This is a genomic window from Ruegeria meonggei (assembly GCF_900172215.1).
GTDB lineage: Bacteria > Pseudomonadota > Alphaproteobacteria > Rhodobacterales > Rhodobacteraceae > Ruegeria > Ruegeria meonggei.
Genome location: NZ_FWFP01000002.1, coordinates 147,445 through 167,652, shown reverse-complemented (window position 1 = coordinate 167,652; position 20,208 = coordinate 147,445). Strand labels below are relative to the sequence as shown.

The window sequence follows — 20,208 nt, the reverse complement described above, 5'->3', positions numbered from 1 at the left end:
CAGGTGCGGATGGCGACTTACAATATTGAATGGTTCGCCAACCTGTTTAGCCGCCGCGATGAACTGGTTGTAGATGACAGCTGGTCCGGCCGTCACGACGTCACCAAGGCGCAGCAGGTTGAGGCCATCGCCAAAGTGCTAACGGCAATTGACGCGGATGCCGTGCTGATCGTCGAGGCGCCCAATACCGGCAAAAAACAAAACACAGTCCGCGCGTTGCAGAACTTTGCCGAGGCGTTTGACTTGCGCACGTCAAATGCCGTGATGGGTTTTGCCAATGACACCCATCAAGAGCTTGCATTGCTGTATGACCCGAAAGAAATACAGGCGCGCCACGATCCGGTTGACGGCAATTCACTGGCCCCCCGTTTCGATGACGTCTTTCGCATCGATCTGGATATCGACGCCACCGAAGACCTCGTTCGGTTCTCCAAACCCCCTATGGAATTGACGGTTCAAACCAGCAGGGGCAACACGCTGCGCATGATTGGTGCGCATCTGAAATCCAAAGCGCCGCACGGGGCTGGATCACGGGATGAGGCGATCCGCATCTCAATCGCAAACCGGCGCAAGCAACTGGCACAAGCCGTTTGGTTGTCCCGTCGGGTTGCGGCACACATCGTGGCAGAGGAACAGGTTATTCTGCTAGGTGATTTGAATGACGGGCCGGGGCTGGATGAATTCGAACATCTGTTCGGGCGCTCATCGGTAGAGATTTTGCTACAAGCCGGGCTGTTTGACCCCCATGCGGTCACCGCCCACGGCGCGGGATCCGGCCCGGTGCCCTCAACAGCACGATTCACCCGCCCCGGGGGTCAGTTTCTTGAGGCGCTGCTGGATTACATCATGATCAGCGACGGATTGCGTGGGCATCGTCCCGAATGGCGCATCTGGCACCCGTTTCACGACACGAGCTGCCGCGACGCCCCTGATTTGCAGGCGGCGTTGCTGACCGCATCTGATCACTTCCCGGTCACTCTGGATATCGACCTATAGCCTTTCATCGCGGCGCGGCAGGGCCTATATTTCGACTCATGAAACATCTTATTGCGATCTGTGCGCTATCTGCCGCCCTGATCACGCCTGCACATGCCGAGGAAGACACTGGAAAATCCCTGATGGAACAGGGGGCTGAGTTGTTCTTTGAGGGCTTGCGGCAGGAAATGGGGCCTGCGCTAGAGGATCTGCAGGGACTGGCCGATCAGCTGGGCCCGGCCATGCAGTCCTTTATCGAAGAAATGGGCCCGGCCTTGGCCGAGCTGGGCGCAGAGATTAAAGATTGGAGCGCCTATCAAGCGCCCGAGATCCTGCCCAATGGCGACATCATCATCCGCAAGAGACCAATCGAAGATCTGCAGGACCCACCAGATCAGACCGAAGAAGACCCTGACGGCGCGACGGAAATCTAAGGTCTATCCTTTGATGACCACGTGAACCTCGGACTTGAGGGCATTGGCCAGGGAATTCAGCCGCGCTTCGGCGACTTCGTTGAAAAGTGGCCTTGCGTTTGCGGGCAGACGCAGTTCCAAGAGACGCTTCTTAGGGAAGAACCGCAGGTTGCCCATTGGCGCGTCGCTTTGCATCCACAGCATTGCGCCAAATCGCATCGCCTTGCCCAGTATCTCTGCTTGTTTCTGGTCCTTTTCGTCCAGTAACTCGTATAGCGGTGCGAACCGGTTGCCCTCGCGCTTGTTGCGGTAGCGGTGTTGCAGCGCAAGGCCGATGAAAATCCTTTCGGAATGCTTCAGCCCGCCCAGATTGGCGCGGGTTACATTGTCGAAACAGACTTCAGCCCGGTAATCGGGGTGGGCGCGCCAGCTGACGTCATGCAACAGGCAGGCCGCCTGAATCAGCCGCACCCGGGCGAGTGGGGCGGATTTGAACAGTGGCATCACAAAGTCATACAAGTGTTTGCCAAAGCCGGGCAGGCGGGCATCCTTGGCCTCGGAAAAGCGGCTGGCCTCGATCAGCGGATCGCGGTCGCGCAGGTTTTGCGGCATTTGTTCGTACAGCAACCCTTCGCGGATGCCATAGCTTGAAATCGCGATGTCCTTAGGCTTGAACGTCCGGATCAGCCGGGCCAGTACGTCCATCGCATAGGGGATCAGCGCCATGCGCGAACTTGAAACACCCGCCTGACTGCGCATCTTTTCCGGATCACCTTTTTCGATGAACTTTATGGTCTCGCGCACTTGCCTGGTGGTCATGCGGTATTCGTGCAAAACGTTCAGCGGATAGCCCCGGCGCAGCATGTCCAAACGCGCAAAGGCGCGCCAACTGCCGCCCACAAGGAACAGACGGTCGCGTTGGGGGCCCATCTGATCACGCAGGTCTTCCATTGTGCTTTTGATATGCGCTTTGCGTGCCCGGCGCCCGCCCTTGATGTCGCGCAGTTTCAGTGGCCCCAGAGCCGATGTCACACGGCGGCCCACGTCTCCGTCACCGATCTCGGCCAACTCCATTGAGGACCCGCCTATGTCGCAGATCAAACCGTAGGCCCCTGGCCAACCCAGCAACACACCTTGGGCAGACAGGCGCGCCTCTTCCCCGCCATCGATGACTGAAACGGTTAGGCCAATCTCTGATTCGACCTCCCGGCAGAAATCCGGGCCATCCTTTGCCTCGCGTACGGCGGCGGTGGCAACAACGTGCAGACCAGGAAGATCCAGATCGTCGGCCAACCGCTGAAATCGACGCAGCGCCGACAGGGCGCGGTCGCGTCCGCGCGGATTGAGACGCCCGGTTTCAGACAGCCCAGCCCCCAGTTCGCACATGACTTTCTCGTTGTAGAAATAAGCCGGAGAGCGCGCCGCCCCGTCGAAAATCACCATCCGGACCGAGTTCGATCCGACATCGACCACTCCAACGCGCGACAGGGCGCGGGCTTCGGGGTCGTCGAACAATGGCCTTTGGAAGGGGCCCCAATCCGGGATTTCGGTTTCGACGGTCTGATCCATGTCTCTTCCAGATTATCCGGGCGCAGTGTGCGAAATCACCGGGGGTGGGTCAATTGTCAGCTTCGCTATCTGTAGGTTCGGAATTCAGAATTCTGACCGCCAGCGCGCGTGTGATCTCTCGTTTTTCAGAAAGGGCAATCTGGTCCAGCCGCGCCACTACTTCGGCTGCTGTTTCAAAGCGGCGGTCCATATGTTTGACCAGATAGGCAATGACTTCGGGGCCGGGGTTCAACTGCCGGTCGACGAACAGCTTGGCCAGAACAGCCCCCAACAATGCGTCATCAGGTGGGTCCAGTGCGACGTGATGCGCGCCCTCAATCCGGCTTTGCAGATCTGGCAGCGGCAACTGCCACAGGTTTGGCGGCAACCGCCCTGTCATCAACAAGGCATGCCCTTCAGCCAGCACCAGATTGTGCAGGTGAAACAGGGTTTTCTGTTGTTCGGGGTCATCAGCGATCATGGGCACGTCTTCAACCGCGATGGCCGAGCGGGCAAGATCAGGCACATCGTCATATCGCAGATCACTGGCCAGGATGATCCGGCCACTTGTTTCGGCGGCCCACACATGCGCCAGATGCGTCTTGCCAGCCCCGGCCGGGCCAGTGAGCACCAGCTTGTTGCCGGGCCACGAGTTGGCCGAGATCATCGCAACAGCCAGAGCGTTTGCGGGCGAGACAAAGAAATCCTCACGCCCCAGCGCAGTTTTGGCCGGAAGATCAAAGCTCAGCTGTCGGGCCATTTACTCGTCGTCCTGGTTCAGCCCTTCGAGGCCGGTATACAAGCGGCTATCCAGGTAGATCGAAGTGCCGAACCTGGCCACAACGCCCAATGCTGCGGCAACGGGCACAGCGATCAGCATGCCGACAAATCCGAACAGCGCGCCAAACACCGACAGCGCCAGCAACAGCCAGACCGGATGCAGACCAACCGAACTGCCGACCAGCTTGGGGGTCAGAAAATTGCCCTCGGTCACCTGACCCAGTGCAAAGATACCGGCGACCAATCCGATCTGGGCCCAATCGCCCCAGAACTGGAACAAGGCAAGGCCAATGGCCAGCGTGCCGCCGATCAGGGCGCCAAGATAAGGTATAAAGGTCACGAGTCCTGCGATGAACCCGACGATCAGCCCGAATTGCAAGCCGACAGCCATCAGCGCCACGGCATAATACGTGCCAAGGATCAGGCAGACAGTGCCCATACCCCGCACGAACGAGGCCAGAACTGCATTGATCTCGCCAGCGAGGCGATTGATGGTTGGGGCGTGGTCGCGGGGCAGCAGTTCGCCAATGCGGGCGATCATGCGGTCCCAGTCCAACAGCAGGTAAACGGTGACCACCGGGACGATGACCAGCAATACCACCACGTTGATCGCAGATCCCAGCGAGGCGACAACTGATTGCAGAACGTCCCCGGTTTTGGATTGCAGCGTTTCACCCAACGACACCAGTACCTGATGTGAACTGGATTCGCGATCCAGTAGAGACGGGAATTGCTTTTCGACGAAGCCGCGCAGCTCTTTGAGAAGGCTCGGCATGACCTCGACCAGATCGATCAACTGGGTGATCAGTGCGGGCAGCACCATCAGGATCATCAGAACAAAGCCCAGAATTCCGACGATTGTGATGATCCCCGTCGCCGCCATGCGGGATAGGCCCAGCTTTTCCAACCGGTCTGCGACAGGATCCAGGAAATAGGCAATCGCACCACCGATCACAAAGGGCAGCAAAACGTCGCCAAGTGCCCATAGCAGCAGCACAAATACGACCGCGGCAACTCCCCAGTATCTGAGCTGATCTTTCACCGGCAAAGCCATCGCTGCCCCCTTGGTTTCGGCCCTTGCTCGTGTTCTTGGCCCAAGCGGCGCTGTGATGCAAGTGCTTCATGCGTCGGTGAATTCTTGGGGCTAATCGCTGAGTGTTCCCAACTCGGGGGTCGTGTTGTCTGCGGCCTCGTCCGGCCAGTTGGTGCGCCAGATTTCTGCTGACCAATGGCCGCAATGCACGGATGGGCGGTCAAAGCCGGGCAACGGTGGCAGTAGCGGCGCGACCACCACATCGTGGCGTGGGACACAGAAATAGGGAAAGGAATAGCGTTCCTTGCCCGACCGGTTGACCACCCGGTGTGGGGTGGATTTCAGGCGACCGCCCGACCAAAGCTCGAGCATGTCGCCGATATTGACGATAAAGCCGCCGGGGGGACAGTCCGGGGTGATCCAGCCGCCATCGCGGGTCTGCACCTCAAGCCCGCCCACCGGGTCAGGCGCGATAATGGTTAGCGCGTCGGTGTCCTTGTGGGGATGAATGCCATAGCCGTCTTCATCCGGGGATTGCGGGGGATAGTGCAGTAGCGTCATGTTGGTCATCGGGTCACTGAAGGCGGCGCGCAACTGCCGCGCAGGCAGCCCCAGCCCGGTTTCAAGCGCCGCGAGCAATACATGCGCGACACTGTCCAGCCGGGACCAATAATCCAGGATGGTATTGCGGGCATCCGGCACCTGACGGGGCCAGATATTCGGGCCATAAAGCGGACAATCCTGACGTATGGGCGCATCAACGTTCACATCGTGATGCAGCTTGTATCCCTCGTATTTATCCGCCTTTCCTGAACCATCATTGGGCGCGAAGAATCCCATTGGTATAAACCCGCGATAGTTTTCGCGGGTAATCGCCTGATCCCATTTGGCCGCCTCGTCGATGGCAAAAACTGCCCGAACAGTAGATCGAACCCGATCCACGGTGTCCTGAGACACCCCGGTGCCGGTAATCGACAAAAACCCGATCTGCGTACAGGCATCCATGACCTGCCGGACCGTTTGGTCATAGTCGGGATGCGCATCGTTGTTCAGCGGTGCAATGTCGATTGTGGGGATGCTGACCATCAGTGAATCCTTACGCCCTGTCGGTTGAGTTCTGCGTGGACTGGGGCAAGGTTTAACGCATGCAGGTCCTGATTGCTTTTCAGCGACAGGGCCGCGGCAATCCCCGCACCCTGACCCATGACCGCGCAGCACGCCATGTTGCGCGTGGCCGCGTGCGCCACCCTGTCCGCCCCATGAGAACGCCCCGCGACCAGTAAGCCTTTGACATCAATCGGCAGCATTGAGCGGTATGGCACCTGCATATACCGCCCTGTGGTGGGCAGGATCAGGATGCCATAGCCGTCGATGAATTCAGGGTAGATTCCGATCGTATCCTCGAACCGACCCTGATGGCGGGCGTCATCCTCGGTCATATTGTACACCGCGTCGATCTTGCGGGTATCACGGATGCCTATGGTCATCCCGAAGTTCCGCAGCCGGGCGTTTTCACACCCGGGCATGAACCGGCGCAGCGCTTCGATGGCCAGCATCGACTGCCGCCGTCCTTCGATCTCTCCGCGCGTGAGGCTGTCGGGGTCGGTCCCGTCAATCTCAGCGAGATGGATCAGGTTCATGTAAGTCAGCTCACCGGTGTCATGCACCGCCCCCCAGGTGCCGGCGATAGTGTTCAGATGTGGCGGGATCAGCCCTTGATCAATCGCCTGCTGAAACGGCTTGTGCACGAAGGGCGAAAACATGTCGTCCTCTTTGCCGCTGGTCTCGACGTTCCACTCACCGCCGCCGCCCCAATCCTTATAGGTCTGCGGGTCGGCTTTGACGCCCTCCATGAACGCCCGCTTGTCCACGCCCGCCAGATGGAACATCACCGAGGCGGCCATCATGTCTTCGCGGGCGGTCTTTTGGGTGGGGGCCCCGGCGCGGTGGGCCACATCGGCGTCGCCGGTGGCGTCGATCACAACCTTGGCCAAAATGGCCTCGCGCCCGGCTTTGGATTCGGTGATGATGCCAGTGATCCGATCGCCGTCCATGATCGGGCTGACAAACTGCCGGTGCAGCATCGGGTGTACGCCCGCCTCTTCGGCTAGCTTGTCCGCGACCAGTTTGAAACCCTCGCTGTCCAGCTCATAACTCAGCGATTGGCTTTCCGGCACGGCCGCGCCCATGTCCCTGGCGCGGGTTTCGAACTCCATGCCGATGCCGCCAGCCTCGACCGTCTTTTCATGGCGATACCAGGCAAAACCCTCGACGCCGACGGCAGTGATATTGCCGCCCATGCAGCCAAAGCGGTCGACCAGCGACACCTCGGCCCCGGCCCGTGCGGCTGCCAGCGCTGCGGCCAGACCGGCAGGGCCGGAGCCAACAACCAGAACGTCCGTGGAGTGGACAACAGGGATCTGACGGGCGGGTTCTTGAATGGTCTGCATGGGCGCCTCGGTAACTTTACATTGCCGCCACATTTGACGCAGCTAACTGGCGGGTCAATCAAAAAACCGACAGGCCCGTGGTCGTAAAACCTTAATGCGTGATTGCCCCCGGCGGGGCTTTGGCATAATCACCTTTAACGTCCAAATTCACCTTTAAAGGTCAAACAATGCGCCTCAGCCGTTACTTTCTGCCCGTTCTCAAGGAAAACCCGTCCGAGGCTCAGATCGCCAGCCACCGGCTGATGCTGCGTGCGGGCATGATCAAACAGGCCAGCTCCGGGATCTATTCCTGGCTGCCGCTGGGGTTCAAAGTGCTGCGCAAGCTGGAAAACATTGTGCATCAGGAGCAGGCCAAAGCCGGCCATATCGCGATCCAGATGCCGATCATCCAATCAGCTGACCTGTGGCGGGAATCCGGGCGCTATGACGATTACGGCCAGGAAATGCTGCGGATGAAGGACCGGCATGACCGCGACATGCTGTTCACCCCCACGGCCGAGGAACTGGTGACCGATATCTTCCGGGGCCATGTCAGCAGTTATAAAGACCTGCCCCTGACGCTTTATCAAATCCAATGGAAGTTCCGCGATGAAATCCGCCCGCGTTTCGGCGTGATGCGGGGGCGTGAGTTCTATATGAAGGACGGCTATAATTTCGACCTGACCAAAGAAGACGCGCTGCACGCCTATAACCGCCATCTGGTCACCTACCTGCGCACCTACGAACGTATGGGGCTGCAGGCCATCCCGATGCGTGCGGATTCTGGCCCCATTGGCGGTGACAACACGCATGAATTCCTGGTGCTGGCCGATACCGGCGAGTCCGAGGTGTTCTATGACAGCGCCGTCACCGACCTGACCTTTGGCAACCGTCAGATCAACTATGACGATCACGCGCAGTGCCAGTCTATTCTGGAAGAGTTCACCTCAAAATACGCCCGCACCGATGAGACCCATGACGAGGCTCTGTTCAATCAAGTGCCCGAAGACCGCCGCCGTGTGGCGCGCGGCATTGAGGTTGGTCAGATATTTTACTTTGGCACCAAGTATTCCGAAGCAATGGGCGCAACCGTTCAGGGTCCGGACGGCAAGCCGGTTCCGGTGCATATGGGCAGCCACGGCATCGGCGTCAGCCGACTGGTCGGCGCGATCATCGAGGCCAGCCATGACGACAAAGGGATTATCTGGCCCGAAGGCGTGACCCCGTTCCACTGCGGCATCGTCAACCTGAAACAGGGTGATGATGAGGCGGATGCAGCCTGCGATAAACTCTATGGTGCGCTGAACGCGCTGGGCCTTGAGCCGCTTTATGACGATCGCAAGGAACGGGCTGGTGGTAAATTCGCCACCATGGACCTGATCGGCCTGCCATGGCGCATTACCGTTGGACCGCGTGGTTTGAAAAATGGCGTCGTTGAGCTGACGTGTCGCCGCACCGGCGACAGCGAAGAACTGAGCCCCGAGGCCGCCGTCACCAAGATCGCCGAGATCTATGAGCACATCGCCTGATCAGACCGACGCGCCGTTGATCTCGGTCATCACCGCGACGCATAATCTGCTGTCTCAAGGGCGGCAGGACAGTTTTCGCGAAGTGATCGATTGCATGGCGCGTCAAAGCTGTGAGCGGGCCGAACACATCATTCAGGACGGTGCCTCGACCGACGGCACGGAGGAGTTTCTGCACCAGCTGACGGCAGGTGCACCGCGAACCCGGGTGATCAGCGCGCCGGATTCCGGTCTGTACGATGCAATGAACAAGGGCGCGCAGGCCGCGCGAGGCGACTACCTGTTGTTCCTGAACTCGGATGATTCCCTAGCCTCGGACGATATACTGAACTTCGCCGCTGACCGGCTGGGCGCAACAAAGCCCGATTTCCTTTATGGATCAACTCTGCGTCGGCACGAAGACGGCAGCGAAACCCGCGAAAAGCGGATGTCGCTACACGCCATCCTGCAACGGATGCCGTTCTGCCATAACTCGGTGTTTCTGAAGCGGGATGTCTTTCTGGCGTTGGGCGGCCACGATACTCACTTTCGTGTTGCGGCCGACTATGACCTGATGCTGCGGCTTCTGGCCGATGGGTATAAGGGCGAGCTTTTAGAAGCGCCGATCTCAATGTTCTGGGGCAGGGGGGTGACAGAGGATGATGCCCGAACCAGCCAGGATTATGCCCGGGTTTGGCAAAACCACTATGCCGGGTTCAAATCTGCGCAGGCTTTGTCACATGAAGATTTCGTTCGGTTCTACCAGCGGGGGCATATGCCTGCTGGCCTTGTCTTGGAACAGTTGCGTCAGCCTGATATTTCGGACGAAATTAAACTGGCAGCGCGCCACAGCCTTTGGAAATCCTTGCGCCGGTCCGCTCAGTTCTGGCGGCGCTATTAAACGCCGTTTGCAGTTGGGCGTGCTGAAAGAACGTCGCCATCCGCCTCGTTGCCACGTGCAACGACGATGGGCCGCCCCAGTTGGCGTACCAAATCTTTGAAATCAAACCCAAGAAAACGCAGCCCGCAGACCCGATCTCCGGTTGTTCGATCAGTGATACAAAGCAGCCCTTGCCGAAAGGCCAGGCGATATCCTTTGTCCTTCAGGATTTCTGTTAGATTGCTCCAGCTGATTGCGCTGGAAAAGACTGGCCGGATTGCTGCGCGCAGCAAAGCTGCAGTCTCACAATCCAGTTCTGTCGAAGCATTTCGGGCTGAAATTGCGCCCCCGGCTTTTCCTTCAAATTGAATACTCATGAGCGACCCCCGCTCTAAAAAATTAGTTCCCCCACTAATAGGGTGACAAAGTTTCTTAAAATAAGCAAAACGCGAAATAAAATTACGTGTAAAAAGTTGTATTTTGGATTCAGTAATCCATTTCGACCTCACATTGACTTCATACCTGAAACAATAACTGCGTGTCTGTGAAGGCGGTCACAACCACGGGTATATTGGCCCTCATGGGCGATCTCCTTTAATCCGAGTAGCGCCATTCAAAGACCGGACACTGATTCGTTTTCCAGTGTGATATGCCTTGAATTGGACAACCGCCGAAGACCTGATAAACGAACCGAAAACCTCGGAAGGGTGTTCAATTTGCTCAGTTTCGCGACAGTTGTTTACTCCAAGGATTTTCCGTTGCTGGAACTTCAGGCGCTGTCTTTCGCGCGTTTTGTTGATCCCAATCGTGTTGGGTCGATCCATGTGATCATGAATGACATTGACGAGCCGGGCTTGCGTGCGCGGATCGAACCGATCCTTGCCGCGTACGGCCCTCTGAGGTCTAAGGTTGAATTGCTGAGTGGCGATGACGTGCTGCTGGGTCCGGGGCATTGCGCTCGGCGACCAAGGATGGATCAGTTACTGATTGAAAATCGTTATTCTATCCCAGTTGCTCGCAAGGGAGGGTGGCGCGGCAACAACGGGTACCGCATGCAGCAGGTCCTGAAACTCGGCGCAGCTCGGGTGGCAGCGTCAGAGAACATGATCATCCTCGACACCAAGAACGTGTTCCTGAGAGAGTTTGAGGATTCGGAGTATTTCGCAGTGTCAGGGGCGGCACGAATTCCCTTTATCGGGGTCAGAAGTGATTTTCATCGCAACTGGTTGTGCCAAAGCCTGGATGCGCTGGGTGTGCCGCACCCTGATCTGGACCAACTGCACACCACGAATTTTTCCACGCCCTTTCCCGTGCGTCGGGCGCTAATCTTGGCGCTGTTGGACGAGATCAACGAGCGCTATGGTTCCGTTCAGGCGTTGTACGCATCGCACAGGCGGCCTTCCGAATTTATGCTTATGAACGCATTCTGCCTGAAATCCCCCGAGGGCTACGCCCCGTGGTTCGAAAACACTGCCAATTGGAACATCGGGCTGTGGCCAAGTTATTCGCAAGAAAAACTGGCCGCACAACTGAGCCGTCTGGACGATCCCTGTTCGCTGACACTGGGTCTGCACAATCGGGCCTTGTCGATCCTGCCGGGTGATCTGCGTGATCGCGTGTTCTCGGAATTGGAAACGCGGGGCGTCTGTGCGCGGTCTCTGGCTGAAGATGTTCTAACCCGGACGGCGGCCCTGTCAGGCTGACTACCGGGTTGACCATCCCGAGAAATGCCGAAAGGGTCGCGGCGACCAAAAAACTCCGGAGCAGGCATGGCCAACCCCCCCCCGCCCTTTGCCCCTTTTGAATGGAAAATCGCCTGGCGTTATCTGCGTGCCCGCCGTGCCGAAGGTGGCGTCAGCGTCATGACGTGGATCTCGCTGATCGGGATCACGCTGGCCGTGTTTGCCCTGATTGCCACGCTGGCGGTGCGATCGGGGTTTCGGTCCGAATTTGTAGGCACCATTCTTGGGGCTAATGCCCATGTCACCGTTTATTCAGCGGGCAACTTTGACGCGCAGGGGCGGGTGGATCGCACTATCGTGGACTATGACGACGTGGCCGACCGAATCGCGCAGGTGCCGGGGGTCGAACGTGCGGCACCGCTGGTCAAAGGCCAGGTGCTGATCACTTTGCGTGACCGCAGCAGCGGGGTTGAGGTGTTTGGCATCCAACCCGGCGATCTGCGCGATTTGCCGGGCGTTGCCCAAAGCGAACAATCCGCGGGCGACCTGTCATCGTTCAACGAAGGTGAAGAGGCAATCGCCATCGGGTCGGGGGTTGCGCGCAGTATTGGTGCAACAGTCGGAGATACGGTCAAACTGACATCCCCCAATGGCGTCAAAACCGCTTTTGGCACTTCCCCCCGCGTCAAAGCCTATCGTGTGGTCTATGTGTTCTCGGCTGGGCGCTACGATATCGACCGAACGCGTGTCTACATGCCGTTTGATGAAGCCCAGAGCTTTTTCAACCGCGAGGGCGTGGCCGATGAGATCGAGGTGATGGTCACCCGTCCCGAGGACCTTGGCCCGATCCTGGTCCCCATCCTTGAGGCCGCGGGTGAGCGCAGCCAGATATGGACATGGCAGGACGCCTCGGGCGGGTTCCTGCGCGCGCTCGAGGTCGAGGACAACGTGATGTTCATCATCCTGTCGATCCTCGTCCTGATTGCTGCGATGAACATCGTCTCGGGGTTGATCATGCTGGTCAAGAACAAGGGGCGCGACATTGGTATTCTGCGCACCATCGGCCTGAGCGAAGGGTCGGTGCTGCGGGTGTTTTTCATCTGTGGCGCGTTTACTGGGATAATTGGCACCGGGCTGGGTGTTGTTTTTGGTTGCTTGTTCGCAATCTATATCGACCCGATCTTTTCGTTCGTGAACTTTGTCATGGGCGGCGGTGTCTGGGATCCGTCTATCCGGGGGATCTATGCCCTGCCGGCAGAGTTGCATTTGTCGGACGTGATGAAAGCGGTTGGTCTGTCTCTAGGCTTGTCCTTCCTTGTCACCTATTTCCCCGCTCGCCGCGCCGCGCGGCTGAATCCGGTTGAGGCGCTGCGCTATGAATGATGTGACGATGCAACTGACCGGTCTAACCAAGACCTATCTGAAAGGCACACCCGGCGAGGTTCAGGTACTGCGCGGTGTCGATCTGACCTTGCACGCGGGTGAGGCGGTAGCCTTGGTTGCTCCGTCTGGGGCAGGCAAATCCACCTTGCTGCATATCGCGGGGCTGCTGGACACTCCGGACGAAGGGTCGGTCGAAATCGCCGGGCAGAACGTGACCGGAAAGGGTGACCGCACCCGTACCGCATTGCGTCGGCAGGATGTGGGATTTGTGTATCAGTTCCACCACCTGTTGCCCGAGTTCACGGCGGTGGAAAACATCACCCTGCCGCAGCTGGCCAATGGCGTATCGGAAAAGGCAGCGCAGGAAAGGGCGATGGCCTTGTTGGACCATGTTGGCGTCGCACCACGTGCGGATCACCGACCGGCGGCGCTGTCAGGGGGCGAACAACAGCGTGTCGCTTTTTGCCGGGCGCTGGCCAATAATCCTCGGGTCCTGCTGGCGGACGAGCCGACAGGCAATCTGGATCCTGAAACCGCGGACCAGGTGTTTGACGCGTTGATGGCGCTGGTTCGGGACGAAGGGCTTTCGGCGCTAATCGCCACGCACAACATGGACCTAGCTGCACGGATGGACCGGAAACTGCAACTGGACGGCGGAGCCCTCAGGCCAGTTGAGTGATCGCGACACCCGCAGCCATCACTGCAATACCGCCTGCGCGGATCCATGTCAGTGGTGTGACCTGTGCGCCAAACAATCCAAAATGGTCGATAGCTGCAGTACTGATCAACTGCCCCAGCAGCACAAAGAACACCGCGTTTCCGACGCCGAAATGCGGGGCGACATGGGTAATCGTCAGCACATAAAACGCGATCAGAACGCCAGCTAGCAACAGGTGTTTTGGCGCTTGTGCAACTTTGGGCAGTGCGCCGAGCCCGGGGAACACCAGCATCACCAGAGCTGATGCCCCAAATGCGATGGCAAACAGGACGACAGCTGCAGTGGTGGGCGATCCGACCAGCTTGCCCAAAGCTGCGTTCAATGCGGCGAGGATCGGGACACCAATCCCGGCTGCCAGCATGATGGCTGCGTATTGTGACATCGCCTGTATCCTCTGCACTGCGTTCGTTGATCTGGATCATTGCGCCAAGCAGCCCGACGAGCAAGCCTGCAAATGTCAATCGTGACAGGAGGATGCGATGATCAGACCGTTACTGAGTGCAGTTTCAATCGGGGCGCTGTCAATGTCGACCCAGGCCATTGCGCAGGACACAGAGACCGGGGCCGAGTTGTATCAGCATTACTGCGCGACGTGCCACGGGATCGACGCAACCGGGCACGGGCCCATGGCTGGCGTATTGGTGATTCAGCCGGTCGACCTGACCAAACTTGCTGGTGACAATGGGGTGTTTCCAACCGCCCGGGTCGTGGCGCGGATTGACGGGCGCGACCCGCTTGTCAGCCACGGCAGCCCAATGCCCGTTTACGGGCCGTACTTTGACGGGCAGGACACCTCGATGAAAACGCCCGAGGGCCAGCCGATCCTGACCAGTCAACCGATTGTTGATTTGGTGGCCTTTCTGGAAACGCTGCAGGGGCGCTAGAGGTTAGCGACAGATCCCTTCGACTTTGGCCTCGCTCCACGGCAGCACAAGATCCCTTTCGCGCCGCTGTTTTGGCAACGGGGACAAATCGAGATACGTGTCCAGCATCGCGTGCAAGCGCTGTGTGCGCGGGGCGGTAGGGTCCAAAGCACGGCAGCAGACGTATTCTTCGACAATGGCCCCTTGCTGTTCGAACCCATAGGCCAGGAAATCGGGTGAGGTATCGAGGTCAAACAGATAGGGGTCGCTGCTGCCGCCATGCTCGGCCGCAGCGCGCAGAGGGTGGTAGCCGGTGGTCCGTCGGTTTTGCCATTGCCAGATATGCGTCAGTTCATGGGCCAACAGCATAGCGGCGATCAGGTTCATCTGGTCGGGGTAGTCGGACATGTAGTCCTCAAGATACCAGTCCTCAGTAAAGTATACCCGATTGAACAAGGCAACGGCGGCCGGCTTTGCGGTCACCACACCTTCGTCGGGCGGTGGCAGAATGCGTTCACGGCAGGCCAGACGCGGGCGGGCCTTGCGATAGAATGTGATCGGCGCGACCGGCGCCCCCTTGACCAGGCGCACCCGGTCCAGGTTCAACGTGTCGCCCTGCACTACGCTGGCAAAAGCGCGTTCTTGATCTGTCAGCGGGCGACCGCATGAAGCAAGCAGTAACAGCAACATCGTCAGAATGCGGAACGGCATGGTCAAAGCCTAATACCTCGCCCCTTTTGTGTAACCCGTTTTCACAAGCTCATCGCCAATACCCGGCTGATTTCAGTCAGCGACCGTCCGGACTGTTCCATCCAAGTGTTGAACGCCTCTTGCACCGCGGCCATCGCCTTTTTCGAGCTTGGTGCCTTGTCGATTACACCTTCTGCGATCAGGCGGGCTGTAACGTCTTGCGAGAGGATGAAACTGTCACGTCCCACAAACCGCATCGCATATTGCGCAGACGCCCCGCCCAGACGTGACCCGCGTTTGCCCAGCATGGCCAGGAGGCCAACGTAATCAGTCGAGGGCCAGCCCCCCAGAACCTGACCTGCGCCGCCGTTTTCGCGCAGTTCCAGAAGGAAGGCGGCATTGTCCCGCACCGTAGCGATTTTGGTTCCGTTTCGAACAATGCGGGTGTCTTGCAGCAGGGCGTCGAATTTTTCGTCATCCATAAAGGCGCAGCGCCCAACGTCGAACCCGTCAAAGGCGACCTCAAACCCGTCCCATTTGTTTTCGATGACCTTCCAGTTGAATCCAGCCTGAAAGACGCATTTGGTGATGAGTGACAACCAGCGATCCTCTGGCACCGCCGCCAATTCCGCCGGACTCTTGGGTTTGCTCAGCTTGGCGCTCAACGCGTCAGGTCCGCCGTGGCGGTCGGCGGCCATGGCAAAAATCTCATCGAAATGGTGCATGCGTGGCGTCCTCCACTTACAAGTTCGCGCCTTGGATGCGGGGTTGCAAGGGTTTGGGGTGGGAACATTTTCGTGCATTTGTGCACTTAGAGCCCGGGGTCAGAGTGAAAAAATCGTCAGATTCATGAAAGAAAAGCTCGACAAATAAGAGGATTCGGGTTTGTGATTGACTCGTCAATCAACGTCCCGCCTGAAGCGAACGTGAAAACACGGTGGGTGGGGCCTGCACGCGATGCGGCACATGGGGGAAATAGTTTTGGTTGGGGCGAGTAATTCCGCCCAGCCTCAAACTGTTCACTTTCCTTTCGTGGCTGATTTTGTGCATGTTGCGACATGGTAGTGTCACAAGACACGCTTTCCTGTGCTGGAACATGCACAAGGGAAGCGAAACTGTAATAAAGACAGGGAGAATGTCGATGAAAAAACTCAGTGTAAGCCTGCTGGCCATGACCGTAGCCAGTTCCGCCTATGCCGCCGATATGGGTGCCGTAGACGAGCCGATCAAACTGGCGATCAACGAATGGACCGGCCAGCACGTGACCACCCACGTCGCCGGTGAGATGCTGAAGGCTGCCGGCTATAATGTCGAATATGTGACCGCAGGGATGATGAACCAGTTCCAGGCGCTGGCCGATGGCGACATCGACGCGACACTGGAAATCTGGTCCTCGAACGTGTCCGACGAATATGCCAAGAAGGTCGACGAAGGCACTGTTGTTGAAATCGGTGATCTGGGTCTGGATGCCAAAGAAGGTCTGGCCTATCCGGCGCACGTGGCCGAGCTGTGCCCGGGACTGCCCGCGTGGGAAGCTTTGAAAGACTGCGCGCAGGTGTTTGCCACGGCTGAAACACTGCCCGGCGGCCGTCTGGTCGATTACCCAGCCGATTGGGGTACGCCCGGTGCGGACCGTATGACCGGTCTGGAATTGCCGTTCAAAGCGGTTCCTGCAGGGTCCGAAGGTGCTCTGATCGCGGAACTGCGCGCGTCGACCGAGCGAAAATCGCCTTTGCTGATCACCTTCTGGCAACCGCATTGGGCAATGTCGGCCTATGACGTGCAGTTTGTCGAACTGCCTGCGGGCGAAGAGGCCTGTTTTAACGACCCGGCCTGGGGTCCGAACCCGAACGCTGTGAACGATTGTGATTTCTCACCTTCGCGTATCTTCAAAGCGGGTTGGAGCGGCATGGCAGACAAATGGCCTGCCGCCTATGAGATCCTGACAAACTATCAGCTGGCGGTTGAAGACCAGCAGCCGATGATGGGTGCGATCGACGTTGACGGCGGTCAGGTCGAAGAAGTTGTCGCCACATGGATGGCTGAAAACGAAGGCAAGTGGCGTCCGGTTGTTGACGCGGCCACGCAGTGAGTTCGCGTAAGTGACTGACTCAAAGACGCCAGCCATCGCCTGCCAGAATCTCTGGCAGGTGTTTGGCCCCGGTGCTGACAAAGCCCTGACCGACGCGCTGTCTCGGTCAGGGAACGACGCCGACAAAGCCGCCGACGACCTGCGCGAAAAGGGGTTTATCCCGGCTGTTCAGGACGCAAATTTCGAAGTCAAGGATGGCGAGCTTTTCGTTATCATGGGGCTGTCGGGGTCGGGCAAATCCACTCTGATCCGCTGCATTTCGCAACTTTTACCCGGAACGGGCGGCGAAATTCGTGTAGACGGGGAAAACGTGGTTGGCGCCTCCAAAAAGGTGATGACGGATCTGCGTCGTAAAAAGCTGGGCATGGTATTCCAGCATTTTGGCCTGTTCCCGCATATGACTGTGTCCGAAAACGTGGCCTATCCGCTGCGCGTGCAGGGCGTTAGCCGCAAGGAACGCCTGGCCCGCGCACAGGAAGTGATCTCACTGGTTGGTCTGGAAGGCCGCGAAAACAGTTTCCCGCGTCAGCTTTCAGGCGGTCAGCGCCAGCGGGTGGGCATTGCGCGCAGTCTCGCCGTGAACCCGGATATCTGGTTTCTGGACGAGCCGTTCTCGGCCCTTGATCCGCTGATCCGTCGTCAGTTGCAGGACGAGTTCTTGCGTATTCAGGCGACGTTGAAAAAGTCCATCGTCTTCATCACGCACGACATTCAAGAGGCGCTGAAGCTGGCCGACCGCATTGCTATCATGCGCGATGGCAAGATTGTGCAGATCGGCACACCCTCGGACATCGTTCTGCGCCCGGTCGACGACTATGTGCGCGAGTTTTCCAAGGATGTGGCCAAAGGCCAGCACGCCAAGGTTGCCTCGGTCATGCGGGACGATTCCGAACGCGGTCCGGACGATCCTGGCCTGACCACCGCAATGACATTGGATGCCGCATTGGCCCATTGTATGGAGTTGTATGAGCCGGTGCCCGTCCGCGACGCCGCCGGTAACATTGTCGGTACTGTCCATCCTTCTGATCTGGCCGCCGCATTGCAGGTGGACGAGGCATGACGGCTGCCACAGATTTCCCCTCGACAAAGGCCACGCATCTGACTGCGGGTGCTAAGGCCGCACTGATCACTGTGTTCGTTGGTGCCCTCTGTCTTGCTTTTGAGGGCAGCGCGCCGTGGCTGGTCAAATGGCCCGCCGCCTGGGAATTGCCCGCAACTGAATGGGTTGGCACCTTTCTGGATTGGTTTCTGAACAGCATCAAACCGGCGATGAGGTTGTTTTCCGATCTGATGACCTATCCGATGGATGCAGCCAATTACGTGCTGGGCAATACGCCCTGGCCGATCCTGATTGGTCTGGTTACGGCGCTGGGCTGGTATCTGGGTGGTTTACCCATGGCGGCTCTGGGGTTCATTGGCCTTAGTTTTGTGCTGGCCTCGGGCTATTGGGCCGAGAGCATGAATACACTGGCGCTTGTTGCCGTTTCAGTGCCTGTCGCGCTGATTGTGGGCGGTGCCATCGGAATTCTTGCCAATGAAGTGCCACGTGTTAAGTCCCTTGTGCAGGCCGTGCTGGACGTGATGCAGACGGTGCCGACCTTCGCGTATCTCACTCCTTTGCTGCTGCTGTTTGGCTTTGGGCCGGTCGTGGGCCTGATTGCCTCGGCCATCTATGCGGCACCACCGATGGCGCGCAACGTAATGCTGGGTCTTGAGCGGGTAGAATCCGACATCAAAGAAGCCGCCATCATGTCAGGCGGCACGCGGTTTCAGCAACTGTTTCAGGTCGAAATTCCGGCTGCTGCAACGCAGATTATGGTCGGTGTGAACCAGTGCCTGATGGCAGCTCTGTCGATGGTGATCATCGCAGCCGTTATCGGTGGGTTCAACGATATCGGTTGGGAAGTTCTGCTGACAATGCGCAAAGCTCAGTTTGGCGAGGCGATGATGGCTGGTCTGGTTATTGTGGTCTTTGCGGTGGTGATCGACCGGATGAGCGGAACGCTCGCCACCGAACGCAAGCGCTACGATCCTCGTGTGGTTTGGGCGGTGCTTGGGATTACCGCGCTTTTCACTGCAGTCGTCTGGAGTGGCCTGCCCGATCCGTCCGAGATCACCTTGTTGAATCCGGTTGCCGGGGCGATGGATAGTGGCTTGACGGCCTTTACCCAGGCCAACGGCCCTTGGCTGGATGCGCTCAAGAACAACTCGATGTTCTACGTTCTGTTGCCGCTTCGGATCGGTTTGGATCAGGCTGTGTTACCCTTTACCTGGGGGTTCCAATGGACGCCGGGCATGAGCTATGGCCTGTTCGCGGCCGGCATTGCGATTACCGCGCTGATGGCCTGGCGCGGGCACCTGACCGGAGGATTGGTCGTACTGATCCTGATCGGCATGTTGGAAACCGGCATTGCCAACCTGCCATGGCCGTTTGTCCTGATCGGTGCCGCTGCGTTGGGCTGGGTTGCCGGAGGCTGGCGTCTGGCGGCTCTGTCGGTGGGCCTGTTGTGCACCATCCTTTTCTCGGGCCTGTGGGAGCGTGCTTTGCTGTCGCTGTATCTCAGCGGTGCGGCCGTGTTTTCCTGCGCTGTGGCTGGCGGCCTAATCGGTTTGGCCAGCGCAGTCTGGGCCCCGGTATGGAAGGTCGTGCGCCCGATCTGTGACATGTTGCAGACCATCCCTCTGTTCGTTTTCCTGATCCCGGTCCTGATGGTGTTTCAGATCGGCGAGTTCTCGGCTTTTCTGGCGATCTGCGCCTATGCCATCGTCCCGATGATCCGCTATACGCGGCACGGGCTTGTCAACACTCCGGACGAGATGATGGAGGCCGCGATTTCCAGTGGCGCGACCGAATGGCAGATCATGCGTGATGTACGGGCACCTTATGCAGCGCCGACCATCTTGCTGGGGCTAAACCAGACTATCCTTTACGCCTTTGCCATGCTGGTGATTGCTGCGTTGATTGGCACCACCGGTTTGGGTCAGTCGATCTATCTGGCACTAGGGCAGGCGGATGTGGGGCTTGGCATCTCGGCAGGGGCGGCGATGGCAATCCTGGCGCTGATCGCCGACCGCATGGTGCAAGGCTTTGCCGAGGAACGCCGCAAAGCGCTTGGCCTATAAAACGGGGCAGGGGCGGCGCGTTTGCCCCTGCCTTCGACTTGATTTTGGGCAAGGACCGCAACCTCGCCACGGCCTAAACCGGGCGCAACACGTT

General features: G+C 58.6%; 20 protein-coding genes. 11 read left to right on the top strand and 9 right to left on the bottom strand.

The genetic code is table 11. From position 1 onward, the window contains the following. Positions 1–3: 3 nt before the first annotated feature. Positions 4–996 carry an endonuclease/exonuclease/phosphatase family protein gene (locus RUM8411_RS03505; protein WP_085821259.1) on the top strand — a complete coding sequence of 331 codons (993 nt, stop codon included), beginning with the start codon at positions 4–6 and terminating at the stop codon, positions 994–996. A 38-nt stretch (positions 997–1,034) separates the two neighbouring features. Further along, complete coding sequence (locus tag RUM8411_RS03500) at positions 1,035–1,409, top strand: hypothetical protein (protein ID WP_085821258.1); 375 nt, start codon at positions 1,035–1,037, stop codon at positions 1,407–1,409. Positions 1,410–1,412: 3 nt separating this feature from the next. Here the strand turns inward: RUM8411_RS03500 and RUM8411_RS03495 are convergent, their stop codons facing one another. From RUM8411_RS03495 to RUM8411_RS03475, 5 genes are all read right to left on the bottom strand, one after another. Continuing rightward, on the bottom strand, positions 1,413–2,957 hold the full coding sequence (locus RUM8411_RS03495) for a Ppx/GppA family phosphatase (protein ID WP_085821257.1): 1,545 nt from the start codon (positions 2,955–2,957) through the stop codon (positions 1,413–1,415). Between the two features lie 49 nt (positions 2,958–3,006). Further along, entirely contained in the window at positions 3,007–3,696 is a 690-nt protein-coding gene (locus RUM8411_RS03490) for an HdaA/DnaA family protein (protein ID WP_085821256.1), read from the bottom strand. Beyond that, positions 3,697–4,770: an AI-2E family transporter gene (locus tag RUM8411_RS03485; RefSeq protein ID WP_085821255.1), complete on the bottom strand. Its 1,074-nt coding sequence runs from the start codon at positions 4,768–4,770 to the stop codon at positions 3,697–3,699. It lies immediately after the preceding gene. 90 nt (positions 4,771–4,860) lie between these two features. Beyond that, positions 4,861–5,835 carry an isopenicillin N synthase family dioxygenase gene (locus RUM8411_RS03480; RefSeq protein WP_085821254.1) on the bottom strand — a complete coding sequence of 325 codons (975 nt, stop codon included), beginning with the start codon at positions 5,833–5,835 and terminating at the stop codon, positions 4,861–4,863. Continuing rightward, a complete protein-coding gene (locus RUM8411_RS03475; RefSeq protein ID WP_085821253.1) occupies positions 5,835–7,199 on the bottom strand; it encodes an FAD-dependent oxidoreductase in 1,365 nt (454 codons plus the stop codon). Before RUM8411_RS03475 ends, RUM8411_RS03480 begins: the two co-directional genes overlap by 1 nt. A gap of 167 nt (positions 7,200–7,366) precedes the next feature. On the opposite strand from RUM8411_RS03475, the gene proS reads away from it, so the two are divergent. Together proS and RUM8411_RS03465 are read left to right on the top strand one after the other, a co-directional pair. Further along, positions 7,367–8,707, top strand: a complete 1,341-nt coding sequence (gene proS / locus RUM8411_RS03470; protein WP_085821252.1) for a proline--tRNA ligase — start codon at positions 7,367–7,369, stop codon at positions 8,705–8,707. Then, the gene (locus RUM8411_RS03465) at positions 8,691–9,584 is read left to right on the top strand and encodes a glycosyltransferase family 2 protein (protein ID WP_085821251.1); all 894 of its coding nucleotides are present in this window, start codon (positions 8,691–8,693) and stop codon (positions 9,582–9,584) included. Before proS ends, RUM8411_RS03465 begins: the two co-directional genes overlap by 17 nt. Here the strand turns inward: RUM8411_RS03465 and RUM8411_RS03460 are convergent. Further along, positions 9,581–9,940 (bottom strand): hypothetical protein, encoded by a 360-nt coding sequence (locus tag RUM8411_RS03460; RefSeq protein ID WP_085821250.1) that lies wholly within the window; start codon positions 9,938–9,940, stop codon positions 9,581–9,583. The two genes, RUM8411_RS03465 and RUM8411_RS03460, sit on opposite strands and share 4 nt — an antisense overlap. Positions 9,941–10,321: 381 nt before the next feature. Here RUM8411_RS03460 and RUM8411_RS03455 point away from each other — a divergent pair, with 381 nt between their 5' ends. The 3 genes from RUM8411_RS03455 (at position 10,322) to RUM8411_RS03445 (ending at position 13,307) form a co-directional block, all read left to right on the top strand. Further along, positions 10,322–11,266 carry a hypothetical protein gene (locus RUM8411_RS03455; protein ID WP_159453849.1) on the top strand — a complete coding sequence of 315 codons (945 nt, stop codon included), beginning with the start codon at positions 10,322–10,324 and terminating at the stop codon, positions 11,264–11,266. A 66-nt stretch (positions 11,267–11,332) separates the two neighbouring features. Next, positions 11,333–12,628, top strand: a complete 1,296-nt coding sequence (locus RUM8411_RS03450) for a lipoprotein-releasing ABC transporter permease subunit (RefSeq protein ID WP_085821248.1) — start codon at positions 11,333–11,335, stop codon at positions 12,626–12,628. Then, complete coding sequence (locus RUM8411_RS03445; protein ID WP_085821247.1) at positions 12,621–13,307, top strand: ABC transporter ATP-binding protein; 687 nt, start codon at positions 12,621–12,623, stop codon at positions 13,305–13,307. The genes RUM8411_RS03450 and RUM8411_RS03445 overlap by 8 nt, the downstream gene beginning before the upstream one ends. Here the strand turns inward: RUM8411_RS03445 and RUM8411_RS03440 are convergent. Further along, a complete protein-coding gene (locus RUM8411_RS03440; protein ID WP_085821246.1) occupies positions 13,291–13,728 on the bottom strand; it encodes a DMT family transporter in 438 nt (145 codons plus the stop codon). The two genes, RUM8411_RS03445 and RUM8411_RS03440, sit on opposite strands and share 17 nt — an antisense overlap. Before the next feature lie 97 nt (positions 13,729–13,825). Between RUM8411_RS03440 and RUM8411_RS03435 the strand changes: the two genes are divergently transcribed. Then, positions 13,826–14,230: a c-type cytochrome gene (locus RUM8411_RS03435; protein ID WP_200818528.1), complete on the top strand. Its 405-nt coding sequence runs from the start codon at positions 13,826–13,828 to the stop codon at positions 14,228–14,230. A gap of 3 nt (positions 14,231–14,233) precedes the next feature. On the opposite strand, the gene RUM8411_RS03430 is transcribed toward RUM8411_RS03435, so the two are convergent. Then, positions 14,234–14,920 (bottom strand): hypothetical protein, encoded by a 687-nt coding sequence (locus RUM8411_RS03430; protein WP_085821581.1) that lies wholly within the window; start codon positions 14,918–14,920, stop codon positions 14,234–14,236. Positions 14,921–14,961: 41 nt separating this feature from the next. Beyond that, positions 14,962–15,624 carry a DNA-3-methyladenine glycosylase I gene (locus RUM8411_RS03425; RefSeq protein ID WP_085821245.1) on the bottom strand — a complete coding sequence of 221 codons (663 nt, stop codon included), beginning with the start codon at positions 15,622–15,624 and terminating at the stop codon, positions 14,962–14,964. Positions 15,625–16,040: 416 nt separating this feature from the next. Here RUM8411_RS03425 and RUM8411_RS03420 point away from each other — a divergent pair, with 416 nt between their 5' ends. The 3 genes from RUM8411_RS03420 to RUM8411_RS03410 are packed head-to-tail and all read left to right on the top strand — an operon-like array spanning position 16,041 to position 20,114. Next, entirely contained in the window at positions 16,041–16,991 is a 951-nt protein-coding gene (locus tag RUM8411_RS03420) for an ABC transporter substrate-binding protein (protein WP_085821244.1), read from the top strand. A gap of 10 nt (positions 16,992–17,001) precedes the next feature. Beyond that, positions 17,002–18,051, top strand: a complete 1,050-nt coding sequence (locus RUM8411_RS03415; RefSeq protein ID WP_085821243.1) for a quaternary amine ABC transporter ATP-binding protein — start codon at positions 17,002–17,004, stop codon at positions 18,049–18,051. Further along, positions 18,048–20,114 (top strand): ABC transporter permease, encoded by a 2,067-nt coding sequence (locus tag RUM8411_RS03410; RefSeq protein ID WP_085821242.1) that lies wholly within the window; start codon positions 18,048–18,050, stop codon positions 20,112–20,114. The genes RUM8411_RS03415 and RUM8411_RS03410 overlap by 4 nt, the downstream gene beginning before the upstream one ends. The last annotated feature ends 94 nt before the right edge of the window (positions 20,115–20,208 follow it).